Origin of the sequence: Streptomyces sp. NPDC050743 (genome assembly GCF_044456925.1) — a bacterium.
In the GTDB taxonomy this organism is placed as follows: domain Bacteria; phylum Actinomycetota; class Actinomycetes; order Streptomycetales; family Streptomycetaceae; genus Streptomyces.
The window spans coordinates 200,506-217,574 of sequence record NZ_JBITGJ010000008.1; the positions used below are offsets into that span (position 1 = coordinate 200,506).

Annotated in this window: 21 protein-coding genes and 1 tRNA gene; 8 read left to right on the forward strand and 14 right to left on the reverse strand. The window is 68.6% G+C overall.

Translation table 11 applies throughout. The annotated features are described in order from the left end of the window. Positions 1–118: 118 nt before the first annotated feature. Positions 119–195, forward strand: a tRNA-Ile gene (locus tag ACIBJF_RS12185). Positions 196–377: 182 nt separating this feature from the next. Here the strand turns inward: ACIBJF_RS12185 and ACIBJF_RS12190 are convergent. Together ACIBJF_RS12190 and ACIBJF_RS12195 are read right to left on the reverse strand one after the other, a co-directional pair. Next, a complete protein-coding gene (locus ACIBJF_RS12190; RefSeq protein ID WP_399173594.1) occupies positions 378–566 on the reverse strand; it encodes a hypothetical protein in 189 nt (62 codons plus the stop codon). Continuing rightward, entirely contained in the window at positions 566–751 is a 186-nt protein-coding gene (locus ACIBJF_RS12195; RefSeq protein ID WP_399173595.1) for a hypothetical protein, read from the reverse strand. The genes ACIBJF_RS12190 and ACIBJF_RS12195 overlap by 1 nt, the downstream gene beginning before the upstream one ends. 364 nt (positions 752–1,115) lie before the next feature. On the opposite strand from ACIBJF_RS12195, the gene ACIBJF_RS12200 reads away from it, so the two are divergent. Continuing rightward, positions 1,116–1,361: a GntR family transcriptional regulator gene (locus ACIBJF_RS12200; RefSeq protein ID WP_399173596.1), complete on the forward strand. Its 246-nt coding sequence runs from the start codon at positions 1,116–1,118 to the stop codon at positions 1,359–1,361. A 47-nt stretch (positions 1,362–1,408) separates the two neighbouring features. On the opposite strand, the gene ACIBJF_RS12205 is transcribed toward ACIBJF_RS12200, so the two are convergent. After that, complete coding sequence (locus ACIBJF_RS12205) at positions 1,409–2,104, reverse strand: collagen-like protein (protein WP_399173597.1); 696 nt, start codon at positions 2,102–2,104, stop codon at positions 1,409–1,411. Positions 2,105–2,370: 266 nt separating this feature from the next. Here ACIBJF_RS12205 and ACIBJF_RS12210 point away from each other — a divergent pair, with 266 nt between their 5' ends. From ACIBJF_RS12210 to ACIBJF_RS12220, 3 genes are read left to right on the forward strand one after another with little or no spacing between them, the layout of a single operon-like run. Continuing rightward, entirely contained in the window at positions 2,371–2,787 is a 417-nt protein-coding gene (locus tag ACIBJF_RS12210; protein ID WP_399173598.1) for a head decoration protein, read from the forward strand. A 15-nt stretch (positions 2,788–2,802) separates the two neighbouring features. Beyond that, positions 2,803–3,852: a major capsid protein gene (locus ACIBJF_RS12215; protein WP_399173599.1), complete on the forward strand. Its 1,050-nt coding sequence runs from the start codon at positions 2,803–2,805 to the stop codon at positions 3,850–3,852. Further along, complete coding sequence (locus tag ACIBJF_RS12220; protein WP_399173601.1) at positions 3,852–4,052, forward strand: hypothetical protein; 201 nt, start codon at positions 3,852–3,854, stop codon at positions 4,050–4,052. Before ACIBJF_RS12215 ends, ACIBJF_RS12220 begins: the two co-directional genes overlap by 1 nt. Positions 4,053–4,229: 177 nt before the next feature. On the opposite strand, the gene ACIBJF_RS12225 is transcribed toward ACIBJF_RS12220, so the two are convergent. The 10 genes from ACIBJF_RS12225 to ACIBJF_RS12270 all read right to left on the reverse strand — a co-directional run bounded on the left by ACIBJF_RS12225 (position 4,230) and on the right by ACIBJF_RS12270 (position 13,410). After that, positions 4,230–4,880 (reverse strand): L-threonylcarbamoyladenylate synthase, encoded by a 651-nt coding sequence (locus ACIBJF_RS12225; protein WP_399173602.1) that lies wholly within the window; start codon positions 4,878–4,880, stop codon positions 4,230–4,232. Positions 4,881–4,883: 3 nt separating this feature from the next. Next, complete coding sequence (locus tag ACIBJF_RS12230) at positions 4,884–5,651, reverse strand: phytanoyl-CoA dioxygenase family protein (RefSeq protein ID WP_399173603.1); 768 nt, start codon at positions 5,649–5,651, stop codon at positions 4,884–4,886. Next, entirely contained in the window at positions 5,635–6,474 is an 840-nt protein-coding gene (locus ACIBJF_RS12235) for a creatininase family protein (protein ID WP_399173604.1), read from the reverse strand. The genes ACIBJF_RS12230 and ACIBJF_RS12235 overlap by 17 nt, the downstream gene beginning before the upstream one ends. Beyond that, the gene (locus ACIBJF_RS12240; protein WP_399173605.1) at positions 6,471–7,268 is read right to left on the reverse strand and encodes a methyltransferase domain-containing protein; all 798 of its coding nucleotides are present in this window, start codon (positions 7,266–7,268) and stop codon (positions 6,471–6,473) included. Before ACIBJF_RS12240 ends, ACIBJF_RS12235 begins: the two co-directional genes overlap by 4 nt. Continuing rightward, a complete protein-coding gene (locus ACIBJF_RS12245; protein ID WP_399173607.1) occupies positions 7,265–7,930 on the reverse strand; it encodes an HAD family hydrolase in 666 nt (221 codons plus the stop codon). The genes ACIBJF_RS12240 and ACIBJF_RS12245 overlap by 4 nt, the downstream gene beginning before the upstream one ends. Then, positions 7,927–8,373, reverse strand: a complete 447-nt coding sequence (locus ACIBJF_RS12250) for a hypothetical protein (RefSeq protein WP_399173608.1) — start codon at positions 8,371–8,373, stop codon at positions 7,927–7,929. The genes ACIBJF_RS12245 and ACIBJF_RS12250 overlap by 4 nt, the downstream gene beginning before the upstream one ends. Next, complete coding sequence (locus ACIBJF_RS12255; protein ID WP_399173609.1) at positions 8,355–9,425, reverse strand: enolase C-terminal domain-like protein; 1,071 nt, start codon at positions 9,423–9,425, stop codon at positions 8,355–8,357. Before ACIBJF_RS12255 ends, ACIBJF_RS12250 begins: the two co-directional genes overlap by 19 nt. After that, complete coding sequence (locus ACIBJF_RS12260; protein WP_399173628.1) at positions 9,422–11,467, reverse strand: hypothetical protein; 2,046 nt, start codon at positions 11,465–11,467, stop codon at positions 9,422–9,424. Before ACIBJF_RS12260 ends, ACIBJF_RS12255 begins: the two co-directional genes overlap by 4 nt. Beyond that, on the reverse strand, positions 11,467–12,561 hold the full coding sequence (locus ACIBJF_RS12265) for a hypothetical protein (RefSeq protein ID WP_399173610.1): 1,095 nt from the start codon (positions 12,559–12,561) through the stop codon (positions 11,467–11,469). Before ACIBJF_RS12265 ends, ACIBJF_RS12260 begins: the two co-directional genes overlap by 1 nt. A gap of 150 nt (positions 12,562–12,711) precedes the next feature. After that, complete coding sequence (locus ACIBJF_RS12270) at positions 12,712–13,410, reverse strand: HAD family hydrolase (RefSeq protein WP_399173611.1); 699 nt, start codon at positions 13,408–13,410, stop codon at positions 12,712–12,714. Positions 13,411–13,508: 98 nt separating this feature from the next. Here ACIBJF_RS12270 and ACIBJF_RS12275 point away from each other — a divergent pair, with 98 nt between their 5' ends. Continuing rightward, positions 13,509–14,258 carry an XRE family transcriptional regulator gene (locus ACIBJF_RS12275; RefSeq protein WP_399173612.1) on the forward strand — a complete coding sequence of 250 codons (750 nt, stop codon included), beginning with the start codon at positions 13,509–13,511 and terminating at the stop codon, positions 14,256–14,258. 7 nt (positions 14,259–14,265) lie between these two features. Then, positions 14,266–14,733, forward strand: coding sequence for an NUDIX hydrolase (locus tag ACIBJF_RS12280; RefSeq protein WP_399173614.1), 468 nt, complete (start codon positions 14,266–14,268; stop codon positions 14,731–14,733). A gap of 10 nt (positions 14,734–14,743) precedes the next feature. Here ACIBJF_RS12280 and ACIBJF_RS12285 read toward each other — a convergent pair whose 3' ends face one another. Continuing rightward, the gene (locus tag ACIBJF_RS12285) at positions 14,744–15,313 is read right to left on the reverse strand and encodes an HD domain-containing protein (RefSeq protein ID WP_399173615.1); all 570 of its coding nucleotides are present in this window, start codon (positions 15,311–15,313) and stop codon (positions 14,744–14,746) included. Between the two features lie 404 nt (positions 15,314–15,717). On the opposite strand from ACIBJF_RS12285, the gene aspS reads away from it, so the two are divergent. After that, complete coding sequence (gene aspS, locus ACIBJF_RS12290) at positions 15,718–17,040, forward strand: aspartate--tRNA(Asn) ligase (protein ID WP_399173616.1); 1,323 nt, start codon at positions 15,718–15,720, stop codon at positions 17,038–17,040. Positions 17,041–17,069 lie beyond the last annotated feature (29 nt).

The following is a 17,069-nucleotide window of genomic DNA, read 5'->3' on the forward strand; positions in this document are numbered from 1 at the left end:
GCGGCGCTGTCCTCAAGGTCATGAGCAGCGCAGAAGCCGACCATCCTGAAGCAGGAGATCGTATGAGCGGCTATGCTGCGGCAGACGGCGCGCACACTTGTACGCGACACGCCGCTATGGGGCGGTAGCTCAGCCGGTTAGAGCAGCGGACTCATAATCCGTCGGCCGTGGGTTCGAGTCCCACCCGCCCCACCAAAGCCCTTCGGTGCAGGAACGTTTTCACCTGCGCCGACTGTGCTCCCTCAGGGACTCGAAGCGGCGGAGCGACACGCGGGAGATCGCTTGCTGGCCCGAAGGGTAAACGATCTAGACATGAAACGGCCCCGACCGGGCCGGCGCTCCGGTCGGGGCCGCGGGGTCCACCCGCCGTCAGAAACTCACCGGTTGCGACGGCGGCCGGACGGCCGGGGACGCTGTACGCGCCTCGTGGGGGTGGTCTGGTGCGGGACGGGCTGGCAGTTGGTCGGGCACAGGTACACCGTGGCCCCGCCCGCACTGGGGGACATGTGGTCGTAGGTGGCCGGCTCGCCCTCGATGGGCTGGTCGCAGCGGGCGCACAAGGGCATCAGTCGTCTCCTGACTGCTTGGATCTGAGGGAGCTGCAGCCCGCGCCGGGCAGGTACTGGTAGACGTCTACGTCCAGGACGTGAGCGCCGACGCTGCCGCGCGCCCGCCCGGCCGGCTCGCCGCCACGGCGCAGCGAGGCACCGCACCAGACGCAGGCCCAGCCGGAGTAGACGGCGCGGCTCAAGCTGGGGGCTGGCGGCAGAGGCCGCCCGGTCACGGCTGGGCAGTGAGAGGGGTGAGGTGCCGCTGCTCGCGACACGGCGCACACGCGTACAGCGTGAATCCCGGCCCGCTGCCCGCCTCGACCGCCTGCACCGCGACGGCGGTCTGAGACGGCCCCTTGTGCCAGTGGCACCAGCGCCCGGGAGTAGGCGCAGGGGAGATGGTCTGCGTAGGCTCAGCCATGTCGACTCCAACCAGTCGGCCACGCCCCCGAGCCCTGCCAGGCTGCGGGGGTCCTTTCTTGTCGACGCTACGCCACTTGTCAGGTGTTGTCAGGTGACGTCACACGACGAGAAGCATCGTCGTATGGCTCCTACGGTCGATATATGACCGTGGATCTCGACGGGCCCGAGCCTCTGTACGAGCAGATCGCCGCGGTCCTCGCTGCCCGCATCGCTGACGGCACCTACCCGCCGCGGCGCCGCATCCCGTCCGAAGCGGGGATCGTCGAGGAGTTCTCCGTGTCCCGGCCGACCGCGCGGGCCGCAGTGCAACTGCTGGTTGAGCGGGGCCTGGTCGTCACTGTGCGCGGCAAGGGCAGCTTCGTCGCGGGCGATCCACCCCAGGCATGACGAAACGCCCCCTGCACAGCCCGTATTGGGCCGTGCAGGGGGCGTCCTTATGCGTATCTGCGGCGTGGGTCGAGAGCCAGACCGAGCAGGCCGGTGCCTCCGCCTCCGCCGCCTCCGTTGCCGTCGCTCGGCTGCGACGAGTCGCATGTGTAGCGGGGGTTGTCCGGGTCGAAGTCCGAGACGGGGCTGCACGTGTACGTCTGGCCGTTGTACGTGAACGTCCAGCCAGCTGGCGGCTGCCCGTTCCTGCCGTCCTTGCCGTCGGTGCCGTCTCGCCCGTCCTTGCCGGGTGCCCCGGAAGGGCCCGCGGGTCCCGGTGGCCCGGTCACGCTGGCGCCAGGAGCGCCGGGCGCACCCGAGGCTCCAGATGGTCCGGGCGGCGGGGTGATGGTGGGCGCGTCCCTGCCGGGTACGCCGGAAGGCCCGGGAGGTCCCGGCGGGCCGGGGATCGGCACCGGCACCTGAGCCCTCGCTGGCAGATTCGGTACGGCTTTGGTCGGGTCGGGAGCAACGGGCGTCCCGCCCTTGGCCTTCACCTGCGCCCTCAGCGCCCGGACGTCGCCGGCCAGCGTCGACACGGCGCTGCCGCGACGGTCTGCCTCGGCAGCGTACTGATCGGCACGGTGGCCCTCGGCTGCGATGCGGCCCCAGATGATGACGGCGGCGCCGGAGAGTGCCAGCAGCCAGCAGAGGACGGCGATCCATCGCCAGCTCCCGGCGAGTGCCCGTTCTGCACGGGTCATGGATCGCCTCCCAATTCGATGACTTTGACGCGGAGGCGGGCGATCGCCTCCTGATCGGACACCCGCTGCTCGAGCAGGGCGGTTATCCGGGATCACGAACCGAGGAAGACCGGACTTAACGTCCACTGATACCCGAGTTCAGCGACTCCGCCGCCCGGTAGTCCCGGGCTCCGAACGTGGGGACCACGCCCCCCTGAACTTCGTGGACGGCATAGCCTCCGTGGGCGGTGTGCGGAATCTGACCGCAGCGTCCATGGAGATCGCACATGACCATCCAGCCCGTCTCGACGTCCGAGTACACGACCGCCAACCGTGAGTGGCTGGCGTCCCTGCACGGCACCGACTCGACGGACACCATCACCCTCGACCTTCCGCTGTTCACCGAAGGCGTGCACTACGTGAGCGGTGACGGCTGCGAGCCGTACGGCAGGGTGCTGTCCGGTGTGCCGGTCGGCAGGGTCGCCGAGTCCGGTCTGTACAGGCCGTACGACCCAGAGGCGGTCTGTGGCCGCCAGATCCTGCGCGGCTTCATCATCGCCGAGGCCCCGTTCGCTCCGGGGCAGACCCGTGTTCCGGCCGCTCTGCTGTGGCATGGCGCGGTGAAGGCGTCGAAGGTGCCGGGTGGCATCGACGTGTCCCAACTCGTGTGGCACCCGCGTGCCGCGCAGATCCGCTTCGTGTGAGCGGGGGTGTGAGCTGTGACGATTCAGGACCTGCTCAAGGACGTCTCCGTCATGGACCTGACGGCGTTCGCCAGGGCGATCCCGTCCCCGAAGGACTTCCTCCTCACCCAGACGATTTTCCCGACGGTGGAGATGCGGGAGGTGAAGTGGCGTACGAAGGACTCCGGCCGGTACGTCAACGTCGCCAAGTACCGGGCGTTCAACGCGTCGGTGCCGTTCGCGACCCGTGAGGCGTGGCAGACGTCCCGCGAGGGTGCGCTGCCCGCGCTGGGGCAGAAGCTCGTCGTCTCCGAGCAGGAGCAGATCTTGCTGGAGGCGTCGCACGGCTCGGATCAGGACCGGCTGGTCGAGCTGTTGTACGACGACGTGGAGCGGCACGTGGAGGCGATCCGCTCACGGCTGGAGCTGGCGGCCGGCGACGTGCTCGCGGACGGGAAGTTCTCGCTGGTCCAGGAGAATGGGCTGACGCTCGAGGTGGACTGGAACGTTCCCGCCGAGGACATGCCGGTCGCCGCGAGGCCGTGGTCGGACCCGGCCTCCGACCCGATCGCGGACGAGCTGCGGTGGATCCAGCACCTGGACGACATCGGCGCACCGGAGCCGGAGCTTGTGATCACCAGCCGGAAGGCGTTCAGCTACCTGGCGGCGAACAACGCCTACAGAGCCGCGTACTACGGCAGCGTGAACCCGTCGACCACGCCGACGGCCACGCTCACGCCGCAGCAGATCAACGTGGTGCGCGGCAACTACAACCTGCCGCCGATCCAGTTCTACAAGGCGCAGGTGCGGGTGGACGGCAAGCCCCGCAAGGTGCTGCCCGAGGACCTGTGGATTCTGGTGCCGCCGGAGCGGGAGAAGTGGTCGCAGACGATGTACGGGGTCACGGCGGAGGCCCTGGTGCTGTCCCGTGGTACGAACCCGGAGATCATCCGGGAGGACGCACCGGGCCTGATAATCACCCGCGGCGTTCAGGATGACCCGGTCCAGATCTGGACCAAGGCTGCCGCGGTCGGCATGCCGATCATGCACACCCCGGACGCGCACATCGTGGCGAAGGTGCTCTGATGCAGGTGCGCCGACTGATCGCGGCCGTGTACGTGAAGGACCCGACGACCCACGAGGACCTGATCCTGCTGCCGGGCGAGAGCCCGGCGCCGGAGATCGCCGCGCTGGTGACGAACCCGGACGCCTGGGATGGGCCGCTGCAGGACTTCGGCGAGAACCTGCAGGCGGAAGATCCTGCGATCCCAGTCGGCACCGGTTGAGGCCAGCAAGTCCCGCGGACCCTCCCATCGCCCCATTGAGGCGTCTTCCAGGACCCGTCTCAGCGCGTCGTCATCTCTTGCCGGGCGCATGTCAAGAGATGGCTGGCCTCCAGTCGTAGGCATCATGTTCGCTCCGGTAGCCACCTCCTGCCTGCTCAGCAGCCGGAGGCGAGGTCGTCAGGCGGTCCGGATCTCGGTGCCGAGCGCCGCCGAGATGGCCCGCTGGTGGACGAGTCCTGTGCGCACCAGCCTGGCCTCGGGGGTAAAGCAGTCAACGATGGTCATATGGTTCGCCGCCGGGCACACTCCGCCGTTGACGATGACGTCGGGCTCCAGGCCGGAGGCGGCCAGGAAGGCGTGGACCTGGTTGATGGTGATGGCCGGGCCCGGGTCGTCCGGACCGGCGTCTCCGGAAATGTTCGCTGTGGTGGCCGCGAGCGGGATTTTCACCGCCGACGCGAGGTCCCCGAGGATGCCGGGGGCGACCGTGACCAGGGCAGGTGATCCGACGGCCGCATGCTGGGCGGCGTCTTCCGCGTTCTTCCACGGCAGCAGCAGCGCGAGATCGCCGGGCCAGAAGGCTGCCGCGAGTCGCCTGGCCTCCGGGCTGAGGATGAAGCGTTCCTCGCAGGAGGCGGTTGAGGCGGCTACGTAGGCAAGGGGCTTACCGCTCGGGCGCCGCTTGCCCGTGACGATGTCGTCGCACGCCCGCGCGTTGCTCGCGTCGGCGCAGACCATGTACCAGCGCCGGGTCGGGACGACGACGAGTCCTCCGCCTTCGATCGCCTGTGCTGCGGCTTCGAGGTCTTCGGGACCGATGACACGCATGGGCTACTCCTTGTCGACTGTGGGCTGAGGAGCCGCGGTGAGAGACGGATAGTCGAGCCACGGGTCGCGCAGGGCTTCGAGGCGGCGGCGAGGGTGGTCCGGGTGGGAGACGCGGAAGTAGGCCATAACCCTGGGGAAAAGGGTGAGGTTCCGTCCCACCGAGTGCGGGACGAGATGGTGCATGAGCAGGACGTCGCCGGGGGCACCGAGTAGCGCCACACCCCGCTCCTGGTCGACCTCCGGGGGCACCTGCTCCGTCATGCCGAGCGACCACTGAGTCCGGAACCAGTCCGCCATGGTGTGGTGACCGCCCGGCTGGTAGTGCAGCGCGCCGCCCTGTGCGCTGCTCACGTCGGACAGGAGGACTCCGACGAGGAGCGAGAAGGTGCGCAGTTCTCGCGGATCGAGGTGAGGGCAGGAGACCCCGTCCACGTGCATCGGCTTCTCCGGCTGCACATCGGGGAACTCCGACTCGGGTACGCGGATCTGGATCTGGGCGGTTGTGACGGGGAGGGTGTCCCCGAGGAGGTCGGTGGCGAGTTCGGCTGTGTCCGTCTCCCCGTACAGTGCGAGGATGTCGGGGTGGCTCCCGAGTTCGGGGGCGAAGGTGCGCTGGCTGTACGCGGGGATGTCGTCGGCCTTCAGGCGGTCGCGGTACCAAGCCTCTATCAATGATGTGGCGCGACCGACCAGTTCGGGGGCGACCAGGCCGCGGCGTACGAGCGCGCCGTCCCGTTTGAAGGTGTCCTTTTCCTCAGGTGTGAGGGGCATGGTGCCTCCGTAAGGTCTTCTGTGTCCCACGGGACGAGTCCGTGTCGATGCGGTTCAGGGCGTACGCGCTCCCGTCGAGAGCCGCGGTGAGGAGCTTCTGACCCAGCTCTGGGGTGGCTTTGCGGGGGTCCCCGCCGATGACGCCCCCGGTGGAGAGAGCGGGGTCGTCGGACGCCCAGGGCCAGGTGAGGCCGCGGTCCAATACGAGGCGTCCGACTGCCTGGCGCTGGCCGGGGTCGGGGACGGCCCCGCTGGGCAGGAGGTCCAGTCGGACCCGGTCCGGGTCGAGGGCGAGCATGAGGGCGGTCTCCAGCATTCCGGCGTGTACCTCGGGCAACTCGCTGTCGATCGGAACGCGGCCGGCGGCGAGTGCCGCGGGGTGCAGTACGCAGGTGGTAACGCCGTGGGAGTGACGGAGCTGGTTGACGACCGCCTCCAGGACGCCGCGATTGCCGCCGTGGCCGTTGATGAGGAGCAGGGACTGGACACGCGTGGACCGGATGTACTCGGTGACGAGCGTGATGATCAGCGTCGCGTACAGGTGGAGGTCCAGGGTGATGGTCCCTGGCGTGCGAGCGTGTTCGGGCGAGAGGCCGTAGGGGACGGCCGGCCCTACCCAGAGGTCGTGTCGGCCCGCCACGTATGTGGCCAGGCGGTGCGCGAATTGCTCGGCGATAACGGTGTCGGTGTCCAACGGCAGGTGAGGACCGTGTTGTTCGACCGATCCGAGCGGCAGGCAGAGGACGGACCGCTCGCCGAGCTCGGCCGCCACACGAGGGGCGGTGAGCGCGGCGAACGCCCGTCTGTTGCTGGGGGTCGTCACCTCCTGCTCCGCCGCCCGAACCGGATCAGGAACTCGTTCTCCTCCGGGAAGGTGTCGTCCTTGCTGAAGTCCGTGAGCCGCTCCTTGACCGCGGTCTCGAATTCGGGCAGCCGGTTGCCGAAGAGGTGGGGCGCGGCGAAGGAGGTGGAGTAGAGGTAGCCGAGGATGCTCTCGGTGGTCCAGGTGCGGTGGACAGGGATCCGTGCCTCCTCGACCTGGTCGAAGGGCGACTCCTCCATGATCTCGCTGTAGGGGCGGTTGTGGTGCTGGAAGGTGCCGGAGCCGGCGCGGCGTTCCTCGCCGAGGAACGACTTGATGACGTCCCGGACGGCGTCCTTCCAGGGGCTGGTCGCGGTCCAGAAGCTGCTGTCGCCGAAGATGGCCACGACACCATCGGGTGCGACCTGGTCGTCCAGGCGGGACAGGACGGCTGCCTGGTCGAGCCAGTGGAACGCGCGGCAGATCGTGACCAGGTCGGCCTTCCAGTCGGCGGGCGGCACGAAGTCCTCGGCGGTGCTGTCCACGAGCGACAGGCGCGTGCCCTCAGGGAGCTTCGGGCGCAGCGCCGACTCCGCCGCGGCGAGCATGTCGGCGTCGTTGTCGATAGCGATGATGTCGTCGAAGCGGCCGAGCAGCGCCTCGGCGACCAGTCCGGTGCCGGTGCCGACGTCGAGCAGACGTCGCGGACCGCCGGTCCGGGTCGGAGCGGCCTGGTCCAGGGCCTCGGCGACGTCTTCGGGAATACCGGGGCGGAACTGGCGGTAGTAGCTGGCGGTTCCGGTGAACAGGCTCATGTCGCGCTCCGTGGTGCGAGGTGCTGGATGTGGGCGGTGGCTGCCGCCAAGTCGTCGGCGACAAGCACACCGTGGTCAACGAGCAGGGACTCGTCGGGGACCTGCCTTCCGCGCGAGATCCACACGGCACGCGCCCCTGCTTCTATGGCACCCACGATGTCGCACGTCCAGTCGTCACCGACGTGGATCAGGCCACTTGGGTCCGCGCCGAAGTGGTCGGTCACGGCCTGGAAGGCGCGGCGGTCGGGCTTGGTGTAGCCGATGCGGCAGGACGGGAAGAAGTCGCTCACCCACGGGGAGAGGAGCCTGCGCATTCCGTCGGTGTCGGCGTCGACGCAGGTCACGTTGGAAAGGGTGACGACGGTCGCTACGGCACTGATCCGGCGCAGGGCATCGGCGGTACCGGGATAGAGGCTGAATGGGGCCGGCGGCACATCGCGTGGGAAAGTCTCCGCCGGCACCTGGATGGCTTCGCAGACCTCGTGCACCAACGAGTCGGTCAGAGCCGGGCGGGTGTGGAGGCTGGACCGAAGGATCTCGCGGGTACGCGTGGGAGGAAGCGGTGACGCCTCGACCAGCCGCATCGTCAGGCCGGGGCCATCGGCCATGCCCAGGGTGCCCCCCACGTCCACCGAGACCAGCAGTTCAGGCCGTGACGTCACTGGGCCCTCCCCGTGGTGGCCGGGAGCGCGGAGACGACGGCTTCGATACGGGCCTGCCGGATGTCCGGGGTGGTGGCTTCGGAGAGGAACGTGAGGACGTACCGCAGCTCCGCTTCGTCGAGCGCGTCGAGTGACCGACTTTCCTGATCGGCGGCGGCGTTGAGGTCCGGTGGGACGCTGCGGGGGCGCAATCCGTGCGGCAGGTGGAGTCGGCCGTGCCAACGCTCGCCGTCAACCGATGCCGGAATGCCGTTCGTGGGCCGCAGGACGGTGACGTCGTCCAGAGTCAGGATGCGCACCGGGACGGACGAGTCCGCGATGTCGAGGCTTCCGGTGAGGAAGGTGTCGTGGCCGTCGAGTCGTCGCGACAGGCGGAGCAAGGGCCCTTCCGGGCTGTGGGCGACCGTGCCTTCGACGGGAACGTTCAGTGGGGCACTGGGCATGCTGTGCTCCTTGGCGTGGTGCCGAGACCAGGGGTGGCTGGCAAGCGGATATGGCCGTTCTCGGGGCGGAGCGGCATCTCGTAGAGGCGTTGACGGCCGGGCTCCCATCGCAGCCGGTATTCGACGGCCGGGACGGCGTCGGGGTAGGCGGCGGCGAGGTGGAGGCCGGGCAGGAGCGAGCGGCCGTGTGGGTATACGGGGAGACCCTGGGCCTGAGCGACTGGGATGATCTGTGCCGCTCGGGTCAGGCCGCCGCATCCGACGGCATCGAGGGTGAGGGCGCTGGGGCGTATGTACTGGATCAGCCCGGCCGGGTCCTCGTCGCAGTGAGCGCGTTCGCCGACTGCGAGCGGCAGCGCGGTCGCCGCGAGGAGTTCATAGGTGTCGGCGTCATGATGCGGGAGCGGGTCCTCCAGCCACCGGAGGCAGGCGGGGTCGGCGGCCTGCGCGAAGGCAAGAGCAAGTGCAGGTGTCCAGGTGCCGACCGCGTCGACGGCGAGCGGCGTGCCGAGAGCGTGAGAGCAGCGTTCAACTGCTTGGGCCATGCGTACGGCGGCTTCTGCGGGCGGGTAGGCCGGGTCGCGGCGCAGTCCCCACTTGGTGAAGTTCCAGCCGCCGGCCATGACGCCGGTCAGCACGTTCGGGCTGTTGATACTGCTGAGGTCCTGGGTGAGCCAGGAGGCATACGCCGGGATGAGTGGCTGCGGGGCTGCGGTCGTGAGGAGTTCGGCCACGGTGCACTCGGCGAGTCGGCCGTGGAGGTCCCAGACGGCGCAGTCGACCGTGCCGACAGCCCACGAGGCTGCCTCGGACGGCTGCCTGCGGGCCGCGGTCCGCAGTTCGTCGAGCAGGCGAACGTGGTCGGTGACCAGCGCGTCCTTCGTCTCGGGGGCAAGTACGTCGTTCACGTAGCGTCCTACGCGTTCCCCGACTGGGCCGTACCAGCCGACCGCGTTCCCAGCGCGGACCGCGATGAAGAAGGTGTCGTCACCGGCTGCCGCGGGCTGCCTCGTCTGGACCACGTGGAGGTCCTGGATGGTCCACGAGGTCATCGGACCACCTCCCGGGAGGCCAGGAGGAGGTCGGCAGCCCGCTCGACGCCCGCCACGTCCATGCCCATGGTGCGAGCGAGATCGCGCTGCGGCAGCGGGCCGGCGGGCTCCTGCCAGCCGATGACGTCGACAGGGCGGCGGAGCCTTCCCGCCAATAGGCCCCACACAGCCGCCGGATGCCCGAGAGTGAGGACGAGAACGGGCGCATGAGCGCCGAGGTAGTGTTCGACCTCGCGGCCGTTCAGGCCCCGTGGCCAGACGCTTGGAGCACCGAGGACTGTAAGGTCCAGCAGATTGACGACTCGGACCCGGCACCGGTAACGGTCACGAATGCGGTCGACGGCTTCCGTGGCTACGACAGCGGGGATGTCTCCTGCTGTCACGATCGTCAGGTCGGGCTCGTCATCATCGCTGAGGTGCGACCACACCGCGAGACCACGGCTTTGCTCCTCGGCCAGATAACCCTCCGGATGGCGAGTGCGGGTGTGCTTGCCCGTGATGACCAGGTTGACTCGGTCCACCGAGTCGAGCGCCTCGTCCAGGACCGCCGCCGTCCGCGCCGGGTCCGTCGGCGTCAGCACCCGCACTCCGGGGGCGCCGAGGGCCAGTAGGGCGGTGGCGAGGGACGGGTCGCCGTGCGTGTGGACGTTGTGCCAGCCGTAGGAGGTCAGAAGGAGATTCAGGCTGGGGAGGCCCCGAGCGCCGTCGAGGCGTCGCTGCTTGATGTGCCCCACAAGGCCGCTCGTGAGCAGAGGAGCGAAGCTTTCGTACGACACGAGCAGGCCCCGTCGCCCGCTGGCGGTCCAGCCGGCGAGCCACTCCAACAGCACCTCCTCCGCCAGCAGTTCGTGAGCCCATTGCTCACCCGCGAGACCGGGGAGACGGTTGGAGGCCAGTTCGTCGGGACTGAGAAGCAGGAAGTCCCCTTGTTCGGCATGCTGCCGGACGATCCCAGTAACCGCGCTTGCGAACGAGACCGCATTGGCCTCACACGGGGCAGACGGAGTCGATGATCGTGCGGAGGGAAGGGAGCACCAGCGAACCTGGGCGACGGCCTCCGCGAGCGGCCCTCGGCTGCGTCCGTACGTGTCGAAAAGCTGTGAAGGCCGGTAGGAGGCCAGCCAGTCATCGAGCTGCGCCAGTTGTTCTGCGTCGGCCTGCGGGTTTGTGAGGGGAGTCTTGTGCAGGGCGGGCGTGCCGAGGAGCGTCTGGCTGCCGAGGGCGACAGGGCCGGTCCATCCCTTGATGCAGCGCAGGACGAGAGCTGTAGGACGGTCTTCCAAGGTGGACTCCATGGCGTCCCATAGGGCGGCGTGAAAGGCGGCGTGCTCAGCCTGTGATCCCGTGGTGATGTGGACGATCTCGGCTTTCCAGCCGAGGCCGGCGAAGTACGCGCGAAGGCGGTCGTCGTCCAGCCGTCCGAGCAGTGACGGACCGCCCATGCGGAAGCCGTTCACGTGCACTACGGGAAGGACGGTGGCCCCAGTGAGGTCGCCGTGCGCGAGCCAGGCGGCTGCGGTGGTCGGGGTCTCGCACTCGCCGTCGCCGATCACAGGCACGACGATTCTGCCGGGAGCGCCCAGGGCGGCCCCTTGGGCGAAGGGCAGGCAGCCGCCGAGCCGTCCGCCGAGGAATGCGCCGGCCGGGAGCGCCGGAATCACTTCGGCTCCCAATCCGTCCACGCCGGGGAACGAACAGGAGAGTCGCCGCAGCCCGTCGGCGTCTGCGCCGAAATCGGGGCGCAGCCTGCCGAGCTCGCCCGTCACCCAGGATGCTGAGAGCTGGACGACGCCGGCGTGCCCGGCTCCGAGCAGCGGTACGAGGCCGACTTCCCCATCGAGAGCTCCGGCAGCGAGCGCCAGGTGGGTCAAGGCCCAGGCGGTGCCCGGCACGGTTCCCCAGTGGCCGGACGGGCGCTTCTTCACGTGTTCGGCGGTCAGCGGCTGGCTGAGCAGCACGTTGTCCTGGAGGTGGAGTTGGCACACCGAGGAGTAACAGATGGCTCTCCACAGTGCGTCGGCCAGAACGGCGTTGGCCTCCATCACGCGCCGACCAGGGTCTCGTCAGCGAAGGTGAAGTACCAAAGGGGCCGATAGCATTCCCATGCCGCAGGTCGCAGGCCGGAGGGCTTCATGATCTTCTCTATCTCGGTGCGGGCGAGGAGGTAGTACTCGAGCTCCTGGGCCCCCGAGGCACGCAGGCCGGCCATGATCCGGTTGTGGGCCTGGTAGACCTGGAAGTTGGGGAACTCGGTCACGTAGGGTGCGAGGGCCTCGACACCGGTGCGGAGCGCGTCGAGGTCGTCCAGGCCCGCGATGTACGTGAACGACGTGCCGTGACCGGCAGCAACCGCCCGCCTCAGGACCTCCGGCATCAAGGTGGTCGTCAGCACCGCCTTGCTGGCCTTCAGCAGGAGATCCCGTCGGGTGAAGCATTCAGCAGTGAGCCGGAGCACGAAGGGGCCCACATCGGCAAGGTCGTCGAACGCCTGCCTGGAGAGCAGCACTGAGGTGAGGAAGCCAAGGCGGGCTTCGACGCCATACTCGACGAGCACGGAACGCAAGGCCCGTAGATGGTCGACGGCCGCAGGCTCCCGCTCAAAGCATCCGGTGGAGACAGTGACCTCTCGAACTTCCGTCAGGTCCCGCCGCGGGTGCTGCTCGCACAGCGCGGCGAGGAGTTCCCGGAGGTCCCGTTCCTCCGACAATCGCGGGTCTGCCGCGGCCTCAAGCGTGTTGGGACAGAAGGCACAACCAACGCAGCGACTCCGGGCATTCGGGTTGAGCGTCAATGCGGTGCCGCCGTCACGGAAGTAGCCACCAACCGCCTCATCGGCATCGACACGCTCCACAACGCCGACCCGAGATTGACCCAGCAGCAATTGTCCGTCCTCCAGCAGGTGGAAGGGGGACTCCGCCGCGTTGAGCGGGACGATGAGCTGCCAGGGCACCGAACGTGCGCTGTCCAGCCGAACCTGCAAGCGGGCGCGGTGATGTGGGGCTTCACCGTCGATACCGTGGAGATTGATCGCGATGAGCAGGGCGTCCTCGACCGGCACCCGGTACCGCCGGGCGAGCTGCTCTACGTCCGCGAGTGTGGACGTCACGCCCGCCTGTCCGCCGACTAAAGCTGTCACGCGTGTGCTCCATCCATGAGGCGGGAGGGGGGGATGGCACGTCGGCGGAACGCGGGGGACGCTCCGCCGACGGCTCTGAAGAGCGTGCCGTCGTACGGCAGGACGGCGAACCACGCGCAGGGACTTTTGCAGGACGTCCCGGGACGTTTTTCAGCAGACGGCGTGAGCCAGCGCCCGCAGGTGACGCATCAGGGCGGCGACGTCCGTGAGGTCGGCAAGCACGATGCTCGCTCCGGCCTCCTTCAACTCGTCTGCGCTGTGGACGCCAGAGGCCACGGCAATCACGTGCGCGCCGGAGTCGAGGGCGGCCTGAACGTCACGGGGGGTATCGCCAATGAGGACTACAGGCGTCTCGGCCGGGGTGCCGTAGACGGCGCGGACACGGCGCCGTGCGACGTCGACCAAATCCGCTCGGTCCGTCGCGTCCGCTCCGTACGCCCCGCACTCGATATCGACCAGTTCGTCCAGCCCGAAGGCCCTGAGTTTGACCCGGGCGTTCGCCTGGACGTTTCCGGTGAGGACCGATGAGATCATGCCGGGCTCGGCCGCCACCGCGGCAAGGGCCTTTCGGGCACCGGGAAGCGCACGGCCGCGACGGGAGAGATCGGCCTCCCGTGCCGCGCCAGCGGCCACCAGGGCGGGCTGGATCAACGCCCACTCCGGTGGCTCCATACCGTGGTCCCGGAACATCCCCGCGAGGATCAGTCGGTCGGTCCGGCCCTCGGTGCGTGCCGGACGGGTTGCGGCACGGCCAGCGACGCCTTCGAAGGCGGCGGCGTAAATCTCTTTGCTGACGCCGGAGTTCTCGATGAGGGTGTGGTCGATGTCCCAGAGCACGATCAGTGGCACCAGGCCAGCGTAGGCATACGAACAGTTCTGGCCACAACCGCATCCGGCGGGCTCATCGCACTTGCGGCCTGCTGTCACGGTCCGGTTGGCTTGCCTGAGTGAATGAGCGACTGCGTTCTGCGCTTGTGCAACGCGGCCTGACCGTGGAGGAGTTGGCGGAAGCCTGCTCCGTGGACCCCAAGACCGCGAGCCGGTGGGTCGGTGGCCGGGTTCCCCACCGCCGGCACCGTTGGACGGTCGCGAACCTGTTGCGGGTCGACGAGACGTATCTGTGGCCGGACAACGGTCAGGGGCCTCCGCGGCTTGGGTCGTCCCGCTCGGAGCTCGTCGACACCTACCCCAATCGGGCGAGTGTCCCTCGCGATGTGTGGCTCTCCCTGCTTCTGGGCGCCATGAAGCAGGTTGACGTGCTCGTCTTTTCTGGGACCTTCTTCGCGCAAACGAACCCGCACATCGCGAGGATGCTCCAGGAAAGGGCGCAGGCTGGCGTTCGTGTTCGGCTGTGCTTTGGCGATCCGGACGGGGAGGCAGTCCGTGTCAGGGGCAGGGAGGAGGGCATCGGAGACACGCTCGCGGCCAAGATCAGGGCGTCCCTCACGTACTACCGCGACCTCGTCGGCTACCCAGGCTGTGAGGTGCGCCTTCACGACACGACGCTCTACAACTCGATCTTCCGATACGACGACCACCTCATGGTCAACCCGCACATCTGGGGCCAGCCGGCCAGCGCCAACCCGCTACTCCAGCTCCGCGACATAGACGGCGGGGAGTGGTTCCAGCGGTACGGCGACAGCTTCGAGGCCGTGTGGGCATCCGCGCGCCCCTGGGCGCCCGACAGACAGGAGTAGCACTGCCGTGGGCAGGACCGAGTACTACCACGACCCCAAGGCCCCCAAGGCCAACACCCTTATCCCCGCCAGCAACCTGCTTGTGGTCAACGACGAAGGCGCCATCCTTCTCCAGCGGCGCCGCGACACCGGCCAGTGGGCCCTGCCCGGAGGAGCCCAGGACATCGGCGAGAGCCCGGCGCAGTGCGCCGTCCGCGAGTGCGAGGAGGAGACCGGCATCGTCGCGGAGGTCACCGGCTTCCTCGGCGTCTACTCCAACCCGGAGCACATCATCGAGTACACCGACGGCGAGATCCGGCAGCAGTACGAGGCCGTGTACATCGGCCGCCCCGTAGGAGGCAAGCCCACCGTCAATGACGAGGCCGACGGCGTGCGCTGGGTTCACCCGGACGACCTGGACAAGCTCGACATCCACCCGAGCATGCACGAGCAGATCGGCCACTACCTGACCGGGGCTTACCCCTACCTCGGCTGACCGCTCGGACTTACAGCTCTACGCCGGCCTCGACCGCAGCCGCCCGCACCCGATCCACACTCGCGTGGATGTGCGGGGCGGCCCGGCGGATGAAACGCCCGACCACGCTGTCCTCGCCGTAGCGGCCCAAGATCTCCTGCAGCCGCTCATGGGGCGTCGTCCGTCGGCCGTCCGGCGTCGTGGTCATGTCGCAGTAGACCAGCGCGTCCACAAGGAGCGGATCATCCAGGAGGGGGAACTCGTCGACCAGATCAGTCCGGAGGCCACGCTCCTCGGCTTCGAGCAGCGCATACGAGTGGTTCGCGACCAGGCGGACAACCCGTCCCTCCGCCCCGTGCACGTCCCGGAGATACCGTGCTCCGTCCAGCGGATGGAATCCCGTAGAGACGAGCGGGCGCGCGTAGCCGATGTCATGCAGCACCGCAGCCGCTTCCAGCACCTCGGCGCTGTTACCGGCCAGCGGCGCCAGCGTCTGGGCGCAAGCGGCAACGCCCTGCGAGTGTGCCCACCTGCGCGGGAGGCTGCTACTCAGCAGCTCACCAGCCAGTTCGTACGCCCAGTCAACCTTGGTCGTTGCCACCTGGGGAGGATATGGCAGCAACGGCGAGGACGTCTTGGGCATCCGCGGCCGTGCGCAAAGGGGAAGCCTGGACGCTGCTGGAGCCGCTGAAGCGTTTCTCGATTGCGGACCCGATCGCCGCGTACTTATTCTTCCGGGCAACGCGTTGACGGAGACGAGTAGCCAGGGATCACGCGAGCCGAGAGAGCTGCTGGCAGCTGGGAAGGCAGCCTCGCGCCCCAGAGTGAAGACCCTCCTGAGTGCGGGGAGGAACGGCCATGTGGTCCAATGCCCCGCCGGCTGGCCGCGTTACCGGCCACGAATGAGGCCGCCGCTGTCGAGTGGTGGTGAAGGCGTGGTGGAACCGCGAGTCCCCTTCTCGCCCGCGCCCCCAAGGGATCACCATGACGCCCTGGAGGGCTGCGATGATCCATACGACCGATCGTGTACTGGTATCTGACCTGCGCGAGCACCTGGGTCGAACCGTTTCCGTATCGGGCTGGGCGCACACTCTGCGCCTGCTCAGTAAGGTCCAGTTCGTCGTCGTACGCGACCACACGGGCATGGTGCAGGTCACCCACCGGCGCGGCGGCGCAGGCGACGACATTGAGGCCGCCCTGCAGCAGCTCACGCCGGAGTCCGCCGTGCGGATCACCGGCCGCGTCGCAGAGAACCCGATCGTGAAGCTCCACAGCCTGGAGATCATCCCGGAGCGGGTCGAGGTGCTGAACCGCGCCGCGACACCGCTGCCCATCGACGAGCACACGGGCCTGGAGCACCGCCTGGACTGGCGGTTCCTGGACGTACGCCGCCGTCCCGCCGCTCAGCTGATGTTCGCCGTGCAGACCACCCTGGAGCAGGGGATGCGCGAGTACGCCTACGCGCAGGGCGCCACGGAGATGCACACCCCCAAGCTCATGGGCACCGCCTCGGAGTCCGGCGCGGAGGTCTTCGAACTCGGTTACTTCGACCGCAGCGCCTATCTCGCCCAGTCGCCTCAGTTCTACAAGCAGATGGCGATCTCGGCCGGCATCGAGAAGGTCTTCGAGATCGGCCCCGTCTTCCGCGCCGAGCCGTCGTTCACCTCCCGGCACGCCACCGAGTTCACCGGCGTCGACGTCGAGCTGGCCTGGATCGACGGCGTCGAGGACGTCATGGCGTTCGAGGAGCGGATGCTCCCCCACGCCATCGCCAAAGTCGCCGACGCCCACGGCGAGGCCGTCCGTGAGCAGTTCGGCGTGGAGATCACCATCCCCACGACGCCCTTCCCCCGCATCACCATGGGCGAGGCGCACGACATCCTGCGCAAGGGCGGCTGGGACCCGGAAGGAATCAAGAAGGACCTGGACCCGGAGGGCGAGCGGAGCATCAGCGCCCACATCCAGCAGGCCACCGGCCACGAATTCGTGTTCATCACGCATTACCCAGTGAGCATCCGGCCCTTCTACCACATGCGCCCGGCTGACAACCCGGGTGTGACGCTGAGCTTCGACCTGTTGTGGAAGGGCCTGGAGATCACCACCGGCGCCCAGCGCGAGCACCGCTACGACGTCCTACTGAAGCAAGCCGCGGAGAAGGGCCTGAGCCCGGAGCCGATGCAGGACTACCTGAACGCGTTCCGGTACGGGTGCCCACCGCACGGCGGCCTGGGCATGGGCCTCGGACGCGTGCTGATGGTCTTGCTCGGACTGGAGTCGATCCGCGAGGCCACCTTCCTCTTCCGCGGACCGAACCGGCTCACCCCATAGCTGGCCTCTGTGTATGGCTGGCCTACGTC